The organism is Pedococcus sp. P1_H8, assembly GCF_056405175.1.
This window is the reverse complement of sequence record NZ_JBFUCP010000001.1, coordinates 255048-270571: the sequence shown is the minus strand read 5'-3', so window position 1 is coordinate 270571 and position 15524 is coordinate 255048. Positions and strand designations below refer to the sequence as shown.

Sequence of the window (15524 nt, the reverse complement as noted above, 5' to 3'; positions counted from 1 at the left end):
GTGGCCTACGTCCCCTTCAGCGGAGGCGTTCATGCACCAGGCCGGGCCCGCATCGCGGCTCGCACCCTGCGCGAGGACCGCTGGTGGCTCCAGCCGTTCGTCACCTTCGTCTGCTTCACGGCCTGGCTGCTCTACGGCCTGGTCCGTGCGAGCCTGCAGAAGGACTACTTCGTCGCCGACTACGGCTACCTCACGCCGTTCTACTCGCCGTGCCTGTCGACGTCGTGCGTGCCCGGGTCGACGCACTTCGGAACTCCCTTCGGCGAGTGGCCGGCGCTGATCCCTTTCGCCGCACTGACGCTGCCGTTCCTGCTGCTCTTCCGGCTCACGTGCTACTACTACCGCAAGGCCTACTACCGCTCGTTCTGGGTGAGCCCGCCCGCGTGCGCGGTGCCCGAGGCGCACCAGGCCTACTCCGGTGAGACCCGCTTCCCGCTCATCATGCAGAACCTGCACCGCTACTTCTTCTACGCGGCCGTGGTGATCTCGCTCATCAACACCTACGACGTGCTTCACGCCTTCCGGGGCAGTGACGGCGGCTTCGGTCTGGGCCTGGGCACCCTGATCCTGCTCGCCAACGTCGTCCTCCTGTGGTGCTACACCCTCGGCTGCCACTCCTGCCGCAACATCGTGGGCGGGCGGCTCAACCACTTCAGCAAGCACCCGCTGCGCTACAAGGCCTGGGGCCTGGTGGGCAAGCTCAACGCCCGCCACATGACCTTCGCCTGGGTGACCCTCGGCAGCCTCGTCGTCACCGACGCCTACATCGCGCTGGTCTCGTCGGGCACCATCGGCGACTTCCGCATCATCAACTGAAGGGACCGTCTGTGACCGACCTCGAATGCCACGAGTACGACGTCATCGTCATCGGAGCCGGCGGCGCCGGGCTGCGGGCGGCGATCGAGGCTCGCGAGCAGGGGCTGCGGACCGCGGTGATCTGCAAGAGCCTGTTCGGCAAGGCGCACACGGTCATGGCCGAGGGCGGGATCGCGGCATCGATGGGCAACGCCAACGAGAAGGACAACTGGGAGACCCACTTCCGCGACACGATGCGCGGCGGCAAGTTCCTCAACAACCCGCGGATGGCCGAGCTGCACGCCAAGGAAGCCCCCATGCGGGTGTGGGAGCTCGAGACCTACGGCGCCCTCTTCGACCGCACCCCCGACGGCAAGATCAGCCAGCGCAACTTCGGGGGCCACGAGTACCCCCGGCTCGCACACGTCGGTGACCGCACCGGCCTGGAGCTGATCCGCACCCTCCAGCAGAAGATCGTCAGCCTCCAGCAGGAGGACCACCGCGAGACCGGCGACTACGAGAGCCGGCTCAAGGTGTTCGCCGAGCTCACGATCACCGACATCCTCAAGTCCGATGGTGCCGTGGCCGGAACCTTCGGCTACTGGCGCGAGTCCGGGCGCTTCGTGCTGTTCTCGGCGCCGGCCGTCATCCTCGCGACGGGCGGCATCGGCAAGTCCTTCAAGGTCACCAGCAACTCGTGGGAGTACACCGGGGACGGCCACGCCCTGGCGCTGCGAGCGGGCGCCTCGCTCGTCAACATGGAGTTCATCCAGTTCCACCCCACCGGCATGGTGTGGCCGCCGTCGGTCAAGGGCATCCTCGTCACCGAGTCCGTGCGTGGCGACGGGGGAGTGCTGCGCAACTCCGAGGGCAAGCGCTTCATGTTCGACTACGTCCCCGACGTCTTCCGTGGCCAGTACGCCGACACGGAGGAGGAGGCCGACCGCTGGTACAAGGACCCCGAGAACAACAAGCGACCCCCTGAGCTCCTGCCTCGCGACGAGGTCGCCCGCGCGATCAACAACGAGGTCAAGGAGGGGCGCAGCTCGCCGCACGGTGGCGTCTTCCTCGACGTGTCCACACGCCTGCCCGCCGAGGAGATCCGCCGGCGGCTCCCGTCGATGCACCACCAGTTCAAAGAGCTCGCCGACGTCGACATCACGGCCGAGCCCATGGAGGTCGGTCCGACCTGCCACTACGTCATGGGAGGCGTCGAGGTCGACGCCGACTCGGCGGCGACCAGCGTGCCCGGACTGTATGCCGCGGGCGAGGTGGCAGGGGGCATGCACGGCTCCAACCGCCTCGGCGGCAACAGCCTCTCGGACCTGCTGGTCTTCGGGCGGCGCGCCGGAGTGGGTGCAGCGGAATACATTGGGGCGCTTGGCAACTCGCGTCCCGCCATCAGCGACGCGGACGTCGACCGGGCCGCCGAGACGGCGCTGGCGCCGTTCCGCGACGCCACGGAGAACCCTTACACGCTCCACCAGGAGCTCCAGCAGAGGATGAACGACCTCGTCGGCATCATCCGTCGCGAGGGCGAGGTGCGCGAGGCGCTCGAGATGCTCGACGGGCTGGACGAACGCGCGAATTCCGTTGGGGTGGAAGGACATCGGCAGTTCAACCCCGGATGGCACCTGGCCCTCGACCTGCGCAACATGCTCACGGTGTGCCGCTGCGTCGCCCTCGCGGCACTCGAGCGCACCGAGTCCCGCGGTGGCCACACGCGTGAGGACTTCCCAGGCATGGACCCCCAGTGGCGAGGGGTCAACCTGATCTGCACGCTCGACGGATCCGACCGCGTGCAGCTCAAGCGCCAGCCTGTCCCGGAGATCCGCCAGGACCTGCTCGAGCTCTTCGAGCGCGGCGAGCTGTCCAAGTACCTCACCGAACCCGAACTGTCCCGCCTCGACGCGGGCGGTGCCGACAGCGCGCAGGGGAGTGACAGGTCATGAGCTACGAGGCCAGGTTCAGGGTATGGCGGGGCGATGCGGGGGGCGGTCGCCTCGAGGACTACGCGGTCGAGGTGAACGAGGGCGAGGTCGTCCTCGACATCATCCACCGGCTCCAGGCGACCCAGACGCCCGACCTTGCCGTCCGCTGGAACTGCAAGGCCGGCAAGTGCGGGTCGTGCAGTGCCGAGATCAACGGCATGCCGCGGCTGCTCTGCATGACCCGGATGAGCACCTTCACCGAGGACCAGACCATCACGGTCACGCCGCTGCGCACCTTCCCGGTGATGCGTGACCTGGTGACCGACGTGTCCTTCAACTACCAGAAGGCGCGCGAGGTACAGGCCTTCTCCCCGCCCGCTGACCTGCAGCCGGGCGAGTACCGCATGCAGCAGGTCGACGTGGAGCGCAGCCAGGAGTTCCGCAAGTGCATCGAGTGCTTCCTGTGCCAGGACGTCTGCCACGTGGTGCGCGACCACGAGGACAACAAGACGAACTTCGCGGGCCCCCGTTTCCTGATGCGGGTGGCCGAGCTCGACATGCACCCGCTCGACACGGCAGACCGCCGTGCTGCGGCCAAGGACGAGCACGGTCTCGGCTACTGCAACATCACCAAGTGCTGCACCGAGGTCTGCCCCGAACACATCAAGATCACCGACAACGCCCTCATCCCGCTCAAGGAGCGTGTCGTCGACCGCCACTACGATCCCGTCGTGTGGCTGGGCAACAAGATCCGACGTCGCGGCGCCTGACCCGGGCGTTCTTCGCCGGCGACGTCCTCGAGGTGGCGCCAGCGCTGCTCGGGGCGACGATCACGCACGCCGGAGTCACCGTGCGGCTCACCGAGGTCGAGGCGTATGCCGGGGAGTCCGACCCCGGGTCCCACGCCTTCCGTGGGCCGACCCCGCGCACCGAGGTGATGTTCGGCCCGGCCGGTCACCTGTACGTCTACTTCACCTACGGCATGCACTGGTGCGCCAACATCGTGTGCGGACCGACCGGGGAGGCCAGCGCAGTCCTGCTGCGCGCCGGTGAGGTCGTCGCGGGCGAGGACCTCGCAGGCGCGCGTCGCGCCGGCATCGCGCGCCGCGACTGGGCGCGCGGTCCGGCTCGCCTCGCAACGACCCTCGCCCTGCGCGGTGAGCAGTCCGGCCTCGACGCCTGTATGCCGCGTGGCCCGGTCACCCTCGCGGGTCCGGTCCGCGGCACGGGCGACCGCCTCGTGCGGTCGGGTCCTCGTGTCGGGGTGTCGGGACCAGGAGGCGACGTCGCGGCATACCCCTGGCGGTTCTGGCTGGAGGGTGAGCCCACCGTGTCGGTGTACCGACCGGCACCGAATCGACCAACCACGTCCCGTGCACGCAGGCACCCGGCATAGGGCAGGCTGTGCGACGTGTCGCGAGTGCGCGGCACGTCGTGCGACGCGAAGGAGCGACCCACCGTGAGCAACATCCTCGACGAGCTGCAATGGCGGGGACTGGTGGCCCAGACCACCGACGAGTCCGCGCTGCGCGACGCCCTCGCCGACGGGCCGATCACGGCGTACTGCGGCTTCGACCCCACCGCACCGTCCCTGCACTTCGGCAACCTCGTGCAGCTGGTCGTGATGCGCCACCTGCAGCGGGCCGGCCACCGGGTGATCTGCCTCGTCGGTGGGTCGACAGGGTTGATCGGTGACCCCCGACCCTCGTCCGAACGTGTCCTCAAGACGAAGGAACAGACGGCTGAGTGGGTCGCCAACATCGAGCGGCAGGTGCGTCCGTTCCTCTCCGTCGAGGGCGACAACCCCGCCATCTTCGTCAACAACCTCGACTGGACCGCTCCGATGTCGGCGTTGGACTTCCTGCGCGACATCGGCAAGCACTTCCGGGTGAACCAGATGGTCAAGAAGGACGCGGTCGCCGCACGACTGAACTCCGAGGAGGGGATCTCCTACACCGAGTTCAGCTACCAGCTGCTGCAAGGCCTCGACTACCTCCAGCTGTTCCGCGACTACGGCTGCACGCTGCAGACGGGTGGTCAGGACCAGTGGGGCAACCTCACCGCGGGCTCCGACCTCATCCACCGTGTCGAGGGGGAGTCGGTGCACCTGCTGACGACACCCCTGCTCACGGATGCCGCCGGCAACAAGTTCGGCAAGAGCGAGGGCAACGCCATCTGGCTGTCGCCCGAGATGACCAGTCCCTATGCCTTCTACCAGTACTGGATCAACAGCGAGGACGCCTCGGTGGTCACGCTGCTCAAGGTCTTCACCGACCGCACAGCGGAGCAGATCGCGGCGCTCGAGCAGTCCCTGGCGGACAAGCCGTTCCTGCGTGAGGCGCAGAAGGCCTTGGCGGCCGATGTGACGACGCTGGTCCACGGAGCCGCGGCGACCGCGGCCGTGCAGGCCGCCTCCGAGGCGCTGTTCGGCAAGGGGGACGTGTCGGCGCTGGACGAGCAGACGCTGGCCGACGCCACCGGCGAGCTGCCCGGGGGAGAGGTGGCCGTGGGGATGTCCGTGACCGACGCCCTCGTGGCGGTGGGGCTGGTCGACTCCCGGAACGCTGCGCGCCGGGCGATCGGCGACGGTGGTGCCTCGCTCAACAACGTCAAGCTGGCCGACCCCGAGCAGCAGCTCGCGCCAGCCGACTTCCTGCACGGGCGGGTCGCTCTCCTGCGGCGTGGACGCAAGTCGCTGGCCGCGGGGCGACTGAGCCGGTGAGCCCACAGTCCGCTGACCTGCGGATTTGTGTTTTGCGGCGAGCCCCGTCTAATGTTCTCGACGTCAGCCCGACAGGGAGGAACGGACACCACCGCGGTGAACGAAAGTTCACGCGAAGTAGGCCGGTCCCGGGGCAGACCCCACCGAACAGCAACTGGGAAACCAGAACGTTTCGGAGCGCCCGCAAGGGTGGTCAGGAGCGGGTCGAGAGACTGCTACAGTGGGCGTCCCACCGCAAAGCAAGTGCTTCGCCGGAGGGCATCCGCACCGCCTGAGAGGGCAGTCGGACGCCGGATAGCGAGTTTCTGGAAACGGAAACGGCCTGCTAGAGTGGGACACCTCGCGGAGAGCCAAGCGCGCTCGATCCACCGCTTCCAGCAGGAAGCGCAAGGATTTGACGCCCAAGAGCGATGCGAGTAACTTTGAAGGGTTGCCCCGGACACAGACCGAAAGGTCCGTCGATGGTGCGCGTCCGAACCTTGAGAACTCAACAGCGTGTCAAAAATCGATGCCAATTACCTCGTCTCGAGGTGGCAGCGAACCAGGCCAAAGGCTTGGGGATGCAGTCACGTCGAACGAAAATCCTTTGGTTGACAATGAATTTCTAGCAATAGCTAGTTGTTCTTGCTCAGTCAGTGAAACAACCCTTCTTGGGTAGCAGTTTCGTGGTCTTCGGACCACGAGCTAAACATCAATGGAGAGTTTGATCCTGGCTCAGGACGAACGCTGGCGGCGTGCTTAACACATGCAAGTCGAACGGTGATGGTGGGAGCTTGCTCCTACCGGATCAGTGGCGAACGGGTGAGTAACACGTGAGTAACCTGCCCCAGACTCTGGAATAACCCCGGGAAACCGGAGCTAATACCGGATACGAGACGAAGCCGCATGGCTATCGTCTGGAAAGTTTTTCGGTCTGGGATGGACTCGCGGCCTATCAGCTTGTTGGTGAGGTAATGGCTCACCAAGGCGACGACGGGTAGCCGGCCTGAGAGGGCGACCGGCCACACTGGGACTGAGACACGGCCCAGACTCCTACGGGAGGCAGCAGTGGGGAATATTGCACAATGGGCGAAAGCCTGATGCAGCGACGCCGCGTGAGGGATGACGGCCTTCGGGTTGTAAACCTCTTTCAGCAGGGAAGAAGCGAAAGTGACGGTACCTGCAGAAGAAGCACCGGCTAACTACGTGCCAGCAGCCGCGGTAATACGTAGGGTGCGAGCGTTGTCCGGAATTATTGGGCGTAAAGAGCTTGTAGGCGGTTTGTCGCGTCTGCCGTGAAAATCCGAGGCTCAACCTCGGACTTGCGGTGGGTACGGGCAGACTAGAGTGTGGTAGGGGAGACTGGAATTCCTGGTGTAGCGGTGAAATGCGCAGATATCAGGAGGAACACCGATGGCGAAGGCAGGTCTCTGGGCCACTACTGACGCTGAGAAGCGAAAGCATGGGGAGCGAACAGGATTAGATACCCTGGTAGTCCATGCCGTAAACGTTGGGAACTAGGTGTGGGTCTCATTCCACGAGATCCGTGCCGCAGCTAACGCATTAAGTTCCCCGCCTGGGGAGTACGGCCGCAAGGCTAAAACTCAAAGGAATTGACGGGGGCCCGCACAAGCGGCGGAGCATGCGGATTAATTCGATGCAACGCGAAGAACCTTACCAAGGCTTGACATATGCGAGAACGCTGCAGAGATGCAGAACTCTTTGGACACTCGCATACAGGTGGTGCATGGTTGTCGTCAGCTCGTGTCGTGAGATGTTGGGTTAAGTCCCGCAACGAGCGCAACCCTCGTTCTATGTTGCCAGCACGTAATGGTGGGGACTCATAGGAGACTGCCGGGGTCAACTCGGAGGAAGGTGGGGATGACGTCAAATCATCATGCCCCTTATGTCTTGGGCTTCACGCATGCTACAATGGCCGGTACAAAGGGCTGCGAAACCGCGAGGTGGAGCGAATCCCAAAAAACCGGTCTCAGTTCGGATTGGGGTCTGCAACTCGACCCCATGAAGTCGGAGTCGCTAGTAATCGCAGATCAGCAACGCTGCGGTGAATACGTTCCCGGGCCTTGTACACACCGCCCGTCAAGTCACGAAAGTCGGTAACACCCGAAGCCGGTGGCCCAACTCTTTGAGGGGGAGCCGTCGAAGGTGGGACTGGCGATTGGGACTAAGTCGTAACAAGGTAGCCGTACCGGAAGGTGCGGCTGGATCACCTCCTTTCTAAGGAGCACTGGTCGCGAAAGCGATCCAGAGCCTGGTCTGTAGGCGTATGTCCTACACCAGGAGCTCAAGGGTGGAACATCGATTATTTGGCGCTGACATCAACTCGCAAGCAAGTACAGGTCTTCGGACTGGGAACGCGACCGAGAGGGTGCCGGCGCCTGACACGTTGTTGGGTCCTGAGGGCTTCGGGCGAAAGCTTGAACCTCAGGCCGGTAGATCGGCCAGGACCCTTCCCACGGATGAACCACCGCACGGTGCTGTTGAACAGCCACCACGCGGTAGGCACCGACACGGGGAAGGGGCCGCCCGTACCTTGAGAACTACACAGTGGACGCGAGCATCTTTGTAAACTCAAGTTTATAAGGGCAAACGGTGGATGCCTTGGCACCAGGAACCGAAGAAGGACGTAGGAATCTGCGATAAGCCTCGGGGAGTCGATAACCAGACTGTGATCCGAGGATTTCCGAATGGGGAAACCCGGCTGGAGGCAAGTCCAGTCACTCCCACCTGAACACATAGGGTGGGTAGAGGGAACGTGGGGAAGTGAAACATCTCAGTACCCACAGGAAGAGAAAGCAACCGCGATTCCGTGAGTAGTGGCGAGCGAAAGCGGAACAGGCTAAACCGATCATGTGTGATAGCTGTCAGGCGTTGCATGGTCGGGGTCGTGGGACTTTTCAGTCAGTACTGACATTCTGACATGGAGTCAAAAATGCGCGTTATAGTCGAAGGGCATTGAAAGGCCCGGCACAGAGGGTGCGACCCCCGTAGACGAAATGATGTGCACTCCAGAGAAGTATCCCAAGTAGCACGGGGCCCGAGAAATCCCGTGTGAATCTGGCGGGACCACCCGCTAAGCCTAAATATTCCCTGGTGACCGATAGCGGACAAGTACCGTGAGGGAAAGGTGAAAAGTACCCCGGGAGGGGAGTGAAATAGATCCTGAAACCGTTTGCCTACAATCCGTTGGAGCCTCCTTGTGGGGTGACAGCGTGCCTTTTGAAGAATGAGCCTGCGAGTTAGTGCTCAGTGGCGAGGTTAACCCGTGTGGGGAAGCCGTAGCGAAAGCGAGTCCGAATAGGGCGATTTAGTCGCTGGGTCTAGACCCGAAGCGGAGTGATCTACCCATGGCCAGGTTGAAGCGACGGTAAGACGTCGTGGAGGACCGAACCCACTTAGGTTGAAAACTGAGGGGATGAGCTGTGGGTAGGGGTGAAAGGCCAATCAAACTCCGTGATAGCTGGTTCTCCCCGAAATGCATTTAGGTGCAGCGTCACGTGTTTCTTACCGGAGGTAGAGCTACTGGATAGCTAATGGGCCTCACCAGGTTACTGACGTTAGCCAAACTCCGAATGCCGGTAAGTGAGAGCGTGGCAGTGAGACTGCGGGGGATAAGCTCCGTAGTCGAGAGGGAAACAGCCCAGACCACCATCTAAGGTCCCTAAGCGTGTGCTAAGTGGGAAAGGATGTGGAGTTGCATTGACAACCAGGAGGTTGGCTTAGAAGCAGCCACCCTTTAAAGAGTGCGTAATAGCTCACTGGTCAAGTGATTCCGCGCCGACAATGTAGCGGGGCTCAAGCACACCACCGAAGCTGTGGCATTGACACTTTGCCCGGCCGTGACATCTGAGGATCCACGGTCCAAGCGTGTTGATGGGTAGGGGAGCGTCGTGTGGCCAGGGAAGCGGCGGAGTGATCCAGCCGTGGAGGCCACACGAGTGAGAATGCAGGCATGAGTAGCGAATGACGGGCGAGAAACCCGTCCGCCGAATATCCAAGGGTTCCAGGGTCAAGCTAATCTGCCCTGGGTAAGTCGGGACCTAAGGCGAGGCCGACAGGCGTAGTCGATGGACATCCGGTTGATATTCCGGAACCGGCGAAGAACCGCCCATGACGAACCTAGTGATGCTAAGCGCCTGAAGCTCGATGACGTCTTCGGACTGATTTGAGTGGAGCGCGCGACCCGATCTAGTACTAGTCAAGCGATGGAGAGACGCAGGAAGGTAGCTGAGCGTGGCGATGGTAGTCCACGTCTAAGGGTGTAGGGAGTGAGATAGGCAAATCCGTCTCACACATATCCTGAGACCTGATGGGTAACCCGTATGGGTGAAATCAGTGATCCTATGCTGCCAAGAAAATCTTCTAGCGAGGTTCGAGCCGCCCGTACCCCAAACCGACTCAGGTGGATAGGTAGAGAATACCAAGGCGATCGAGTGAATCGTGGTTAAGGAACTCGGCAAAATACCCCCGTAACTTCGGGAGAAGGGGGGCCCTGATCGTGACGGCACTTGCTGCCCGAGCGTGATCGGCCGCAGAGACCAGGGAGAAGCGACTGTTTACTAAAAACACAGGTCCGTGCGAAGTCGCAAGACGATGTATACGGACTGACGCCTGCCCGGTGCTGGAAGGTTAAGAGGACGGGTTAGTTCTTCGGAGCGAAGCTCAGAATTTAAGCCCCAGTAAACGGCGGTGGTAACTATAACCATCCTAAGGTAGCGAAATTCCTTGTCGGGTAAGTTCCGACCTGCACGAATGGCGTAACGACTTCTCCACTGTCTCAACCACGAACTCGGCGAAATTGCACTACGAGTAAAGATGCTCGTTACGCGCAGCAGGACGGAAAGACCCCGGGACCTTTACTACAGCTTGGTATTGGTGTTCGGTACGGCTTGTGTAGGATAGGTGGGAGACTTTGAAGCCGGCACGCCAGTGTCGGTGGAGTCAACGTTGAAATACCACTCTGGTCGTTCTGGATATCTAACCTCGGTCCGTGATCCGGATCAGGGACAGTGCCTGGTGGGTAGTTTAACTGGGGCGGTTGCCTCCTAAAAGGTAACGGAGGCGCCCAAAGGTTCCCTCAGCCTGGTTGGCAATCAGGTTTTGAGTGTAAGTGCACAAGGGAGCTTGACTGTGAGACAGGCATGTCGAGCAGGGACGAAAGTCGGGACTAGTGATCCGGCGGTGGCTTGTGGAAGCGCCGTCGCTCAACGGATAAAAGGTACCCCGGGGATAACAGGCTGATCTTGCCCAAGAGTCCATATCGACGGCATGGTTTGGCACCTCGATGTCGGCTCGTCGCATCCTGGGGCTGGAGTAGGTCCCAAGGGTTGGGCTGTTCGCCCATTAAAGCGGTACGCGAGCTGGGTTTAGAACGTCGTGAGACAGTTCGGTCCCTATCCGCTGTGCGCGTAGGAAACTTGAGAAGGGCTATCCCTAGTACGAGAGGACCGGGATGGACGAACCTCTGGTGTGTCAGTTGTTCTGCCAAGAGCACGGCTGATTAGCTACGTTCGGAAACGATAACCGCTGAAAGCATCTAAGCGGGAAGCGTGCTTCAAGATGAGGTTTCCATGGACTTAGGTCCGAGAGGCTCCCAGCTAGACTACTGGGTTGATAGGCCAGACGTGGAAGTGCAGTAATGCATGTAGCTGACTGGTACTAATAAGCCGATAACTTGATTACACAATGCTTTTCAATAAGCAGGTGCTACGCGTCCACTGTGCAGTTCCCGAGATACGGTCGGGACTGAGAACCACTGATTGATATCTCCATAGAGTTTCGGCTGTCATAGCGAAGGGGAAACGCCCGGCTCCATTCCGAACCCGGAAGCTAAGCCCTTCAGCGCCGATGGTACTGCACTGGTTACGGTGTGGGAGAGTAGGACGCAGCCGGACATACTTTCAAAAGGGCCATCCCCATCGGGGATGGCCCTTTTGCATTCCCTTTTCCCTTACTGATCCCTCCCCTGGGCACGCAGCCCAGGCGGTGGTGTCCCAAGGGGACCGCAGTCCGTAGACTGCGAGCGATTACCTGCATAGCGAGGAGCAGAACGTGCCCGAGAACCAGCCAGGCCGAGGTGGCCAGGACCGTCGTCCCTCTTCGGGCGGTGGTCGCCCCTCCGGAGGCGGCGGCGGACGTGGCGGGGCCTCGGGGCCGCGTCGCGACGGCCCCAGCAGCTCCTCTCGTGGTGGCGCCTCCGGTGGCCGCCCTGGAAGCGACCGTGGCGACCGTGGCGGTCATGCACCACGGGGCGGCTCCGGCGGACGGGGTGGCTCCCGGGATGCCAGTGCGTTCGACAACGGAGAGCGCGGTGGCCCGCGTCTCGCCCCGAAGAAGCCCAAGCTTCCCGAACCTCGCATCGCCGAAGGTGTGACGGGCAAGGAGCTGGATCGTTCCGTGCACCAGCAGCTGCGCACCCTGAGCAAGGAGAACGCCGAGGGGGTCGCCCAACACCTGGTGATGGCTGCGGCCCTGCTCGAGGTGGACGATCTCGAGAGTGCCGAGGCGCACGCCGAGACAGCTGTTCGCCGCGCTGGGCGAGTCCCCGCGGCCCGGGAGGCGCTGGGCCTGGTGGCCTACCGCAAGGGGGAGTGGGCCCGCGCGCTCAGCGAGTTCCGCACCGCACGTCGACTCAGCGGCTCCTCGCACCTGCTCGCCCTCATGGTCGACTGCGAGCGGGGGCTGGGCCGGCAGGAGCGTGCGCTCGAGCTCGCGATGTCTCCGGAGGCCAAGACCCTGGCCGTCGAGGACCGGGTCGAACTGGCCATCGTCATCTCCGGCATCCGCCGCGATCTCGGTCAGCCCGAGGCTGCGCAGCTGGCGCTGGAGATCCCCCAGCTGAAGGCGGGGCGCAAGCCCTGGACCGCCCGGTTGTCCTACGCGTACGCGGAAACCCTCCTCGCTGTCGGCCGTGAGGAAGACGCCCGGGACTGGTTCGCGAAGGCAGCCGACGCTGACGACGAACTGGAGACCGATGCGGCCGAGCGCCTGGCCGAGCTGGATGGAGTCATCCTGACCGACCTGCTCGAAGGTGAAGAGGACGAGGTGGACGGCGGCGACGGCGGCGACGGCGAGATCGCCGCAGAGTCCCCATCCGCTGGCGGAAAGGCTTCCGGCGAGGACGCCCGCTAGCGTGCCCGGGTTGATCGAGCAGTATGCGGCGGTGGTCTGTGACCTCGACGGGGTCGTCTACCGGGGCCCCGAGGCGGTGGACCACGCTGTCACCGCGTTGACCTCGCTGACCGTGCCCATCGTGTACGCCACCAACAATGCCTCCCGCCCACCCGAGGAAGTCGCGGCGCACCTCACCGACCTTGGCCTTCACGTGACCGGACGCGACGTCGCGACGAGCTCGCAGGCGGGGGCGGTCGCGTTGTCCGGGCTGCTGGCCTCCGGGTCCACCGTGCTGGCGATCGGAGGTGCAGGCGTCCGCGAAGCGCTGCAGCACCAAGGCTTCGGGGTGCTGACGCCGCAGGAGACGCGCGACGACCCGGGCCTCGCGGTGGCAGGCGTGCTCCAGGGCTACGGACCGTCCGTCACCGCGGCAGACCTCGCAGAGGCTGCGTATGCCGTGTCGGCGGGCGCCGTCTGGGTGGCGACCAACACGGACGCCACCCTGCCCACCCACCGCGGGACCGCACCGGGCAACGGCACCCTCGTCTCGGCGGTGCAACGAGCCACGGGTCGCGACCCGCTCGTGGTCGGCAAGCCGCATGCGCCGCTGTACCAGCTCTGCGCGCGACGCCTGGACCGGCTGCCGGCCCAGGTTCTGGCTGTCGGCGACCGTCTGGACACGGATGTGGCCGGGGCCGTGGAAGCAGGAATGGACTCGGCACTGGTGCTCACCGGGGTCGACAGCGTGTCCAGCCTGGCCGTGGCGCCGGCCCCACTGCGTCCCACCTACCTGCTCGAGGACCTGCGGTCGCTCTCGGAGCCCTACCTGCCGGCCGAGACCGACTACGTCTGGTGGGTGTGCGGCGGGGACCGCCGTCGCGTCGTCGACGGCGCCTGGGACGTGGCCAGCGTCGGGAGTCCCATCGAGGCGGCTCGAGCCGGAACAGCCTGCCTGCACGAGGCGCTCGACCATGACGAGCTCGATCTCGACGCGGTGCGCAGACTCGTTCCCGAGATCGACGCATGGCAGTAGCGTGAGGGACGCGAGCGACATCCCGCCGCTCCATCGAGGAGGACCATCGTGGCTTTCGAATCCGTGCGCAGTTATGTGCAGCTCGCCAGTGGGTTGGGTGAGATGACCAAGGCCAAGGCGATGGAGGCAGCCCAGGGGCTGCTGGCCCTCCCCGGCGCCGACGAGGTCACCCGGCGGGCCGTGCAGGCCTCGACGCTCGCGGACCAGCTGCTCGAGGCCGCGCGCGCGAATCGGGCGAACTTGCTCACCCTCGTGCAGGGTGAGGTGGAGTCGGCCCTGAAGAAGGCGGACGTGGCCCGCGTCGCCGACGTGGATGCTGCCAGGGCCGCGTTGACGGTGGTCACCAAGGAGCTGGGCGAGCTCCGGGCGATGCTCGCCGCCACCGGTGCGGCAGCGGTCGCCGGAGCGTCGCGCAGCCCGCTGGCCCGCTCGGTCGGCGTGTCGGGAGCGGTGACGACCGCCCACCGGGCACCCGCGCCCGCCGCTGAGCCTGCCCGCGTGCCAACGCCCACAAGCAATGCAGCGAGGAAGACTGCCGTGAAGAAGACTGCAAAGACGAGCGCGCCTGCGGCGAAGAAGACTGCGAGCCGGAGCGCGCCTGCGGCGAAGAAGACTGCGAGCCGGAGCGCGCCTGCGGCGAAGAAGACTGCGAGCCGGAGCGCGCCTGCGGCGAAGAAGACCGCTGCGAAGAAGACTGCAAAGACGAGCGCGCCTGCGGCGAAGAAGACCGCTGCGAAGAAGACTGCGAGCAAGAGCGCAACCGCCACGAAGGCGACCGCGAAGAAGACGACCGCCAAGAAGGCTGCAGAGTGAGTGACCAGACGACTGACGCGACCGACGCACCGAGCGACGACCACGAGGGAGCCCTGGGCGCCAGCCTCGGCGCAGCGGTCGCCCATGCCTCCCGGCACGAGAACCCGACCGACCGCGCCGAATCGCTCGGCGCGGGCTTGGGCGACCAGGCCACCGGTGACATCGTGATCGACGCGTCCCTGCAGGACCTGCAGAACGCTCCCAGCGACGACCTCGACGCCCAGATCGAGGCAGGCCAGCGGGTGCAGCAGACGCTTCAGGCGCGGTTGTCCGACCTCGGCGGCGAGTGAGCGACACCGCCCGGCTCGACCTCGAGCTCGTCCGCCGTGGACTGGCGCGGTCCAGAGGACACGCCCGTGCGCTGATCGACGCTGGGGACGTGAGCATCGAGGGCAAGCCCGCTGCCAAGGCGGCCACCCCGGTCGGCGCCGACCAGCCGATCGAGGTGCGCGAGGAGGGACCGCGGTGGGTGAGCCGCGCGGCATACAAGCTCGTGGGGGCCTTGCAGACCTTCGGACCCGCGGGGCTCACGGTGGCGGGCAAGCGATGCCTGGACGTGGGCGCGTCGACCGGCGGGTTCACGCAGGTGCTGCTGCACCAGGGCGCCGCCCACGTGACCTCGCTCGACGTCGGGCACGGCCAGCTGGTGCCCGAGCTGGCCGCGGACCCGAGGGTCACCGACCGGTCGCGCACCACCGTCCGCGGTCTCACGGCCGCCGAGGTCGGGGGAGCGGTGGAGCTGCTCGTGGCCGACCTGAGCTTCATCTCGCTGACCCTGGTCCTCGACACGTTTCGTGAGCTGCTCCTCGACACCGGCGATGCTGTGGTGCTGGTCAAACCCCAGTTCGAGGTGGGTCGCACCCGGCTCGGCAAGGGGGGCATCGTCCGCACCCAGGGTGACCGGGCCTGGGCGGTCACCGAAGTCGCCCGGGCGGCGGTCACCGCAGGGCTGCACCCCCGGGCCCTGGCCAGGAGCCCGATCGAGGGCAGTGAGGGCAACGCCGAGTACCTGCTGTGGCTGACCCCCCGCGACGCCGAGTCGATGGGATGGGAGGCTCTGGTGAGCAGAGCCGACGAGGTCACCGCACCGTGACCGACGACCATCGTGGGGAGAGCA

10 protein-coding genes and 3 rRNA genes are annotated in these 15524 nt (G+C 64.6%); all 13 read left to right on the top strand.

Features of this window, described 5'->3' with window-relative positions; genetic code table 11:
• The 13 genes from AC1DYG_RS01280 (at nucleotide 1) to AC1DYG_RS01220 (ending at nucleotide 15500) form a co-directional block, all read left to right on the top strand.
• Nucleotides 1–816 carry a hypothetical protein gene (locus tag AC1DYG_RS01280; protein WP_477638081.1) on the top strand — a complete coding sequence of 272 codons (816 nt, stop codon included), beginning with the start codon at nucleotides 1–3 and terminating at the stop codon, nucleotides 814–816.
• 11 nt (nucleotides 817–827) lie between these two features.
• Nucleotides 828–2747 (top strand): fumarate reductase/succinate dehydrogenase flavoprotein subunit, encoded by a 1920-nt coding sequence (locus AC1DYG_RS01275; protein WP_477638080.1) that lies wholly within the window; start codon nucleotides 828–830, stop codon nucleotides 2745–2747.
• Nucleotides 2744–3496 carry a succinate dehydrogenase/fumarate reductase iron-sulfur subunit gene (locus tag AC1DYG_RS01270; RefSeq protein ID WP_477638079.1) on the top strand — a complete coding sequence of 251 codons (753 nt, stop codon included), beginning with the start codon at nucleotides 2744–2746 and terminating at the stop codon, nucleotides 3494–3496. Before AC1DYG_RS01275 ends, AC1DYG_RS01270 begins: the two co-directional genes overlap by 4 nt.
• Nucleotides 3460–4122 carry a DNA-3-methyladenine glycosylase gene (locus AC1DYG_RS01265; RefSeq protein WP_477638078.1) on the top strand — a complete coding sequence of 221 codons (663 nt, stop codon included), beginning with the start codon at nucleotides 3460–3462 and terminating at the stop codon, nucleotides 4120–4122. The genes AC1DYG_RS01270 and AC1DYG_RS01265 overlap by 37 nt, the downstream gene beginning before the upstream one ends.
• 63 nt (nucleotides 4123–4185) lie before the next feature.
• Nucleotides 4186–5448, top strand: a complete 1263-nt coding sequence (gene tyrS / locus AC1DYG_RS01260) for a tyrosine--tRNA ligase (RefSeq protein ID WP_477638077.1) — start codon at nucleotides 4186–4188, stop codon at nucleotides 5446–5448.
• Between the two features lie 691 nt (nucleotides 5449–6139).
• A 16S ribosomal RNA gene (locus AC1DYG_RS01255) occupies nucleotides 6140–7665 on the top strand.
• 352 nt (nucleotides 7666–8017) lie between these two features.
• Nucleotides 8018–11130, top strand: a 23S ribosomal RNA gene (locus AC1DYG_RS01250).
• Nucleotides 11131–11225: 95 nt separating this feature from the next.
• Nucleotides 11226–11342, top strand: a 5S ribosomal RNA gene (gene rrf, locus AC1DYG_RS01245).
• Together the 16S, 23S and 5S rRNA genes form the textbook arrangement of a ribosomal RNA operon.
• 475 nt (nucleotides 11343–11817) lie before the next feature.
• Nucleotides 11818–12579 (top strand): tetratricopeptide repeat protein, encoded by a 762-nt coding sequence (locus AC1DYG_RS01240; protein ID WP_477638076.1) that lies wholly within the window; start codon nucleotides 11818–11820, stop codon nucleotides 12577–12579.
• A gap of 1 nt (nucleotide 12580) precedes the next feature.
• A complete protein-coding gene (locus AC1DYG_RS01235; RefSeq protein ID WP_477638075.1) occupies nucleotides 12581–13594 on the top strand; it encodes an HAD-IIA family hydrolase in 1014 nt (337 codons plus the stop codon).
• A 48-nt stretch (nucleotides 13595–13642) separates the two neighbouring features.
• Entirely contained in the window at nucleotides 13643–14407 is a 765-nt protein-coding gene (locus AC1DYG_RS01230; protein WP_477638074.1) for a hypothetical protein, read from the top strand.
• The gene (locus tag AC1DYG_RS01225; protein WP_477638073.1) at nucleotides 14404–14697 is read left to right on the top strand and encodes a hypothetical protein; all 294 of its coding nucleotides are present in this window, start codon (nucleotides 14404–14406) and stop codon (nucleotides 14695–14697) included. Before AC1DYG_RS01230 ends, AC1DYG_RS01225 begins: the two co-directional genes overlap by 4 nt.
• Nucleotides 14694–15500: a TlyA family RNA methyltransferase gene (locus AC1DYG_RS01220; protein WP_477638072.1), complete on the top strand. Its 807-nt coding sequence runs from the start codon at nucleotides 14694–14696 to the stop codon at nucleotides 15498–15500. The genes AC1DYG_RS01225 and AC1DYG_RS01220 overlap by 4 nt, the downstream gene beginning before the upstream one ends.
• Nucleotides 15501–15524: the final 24 nt, after the last annotated feature.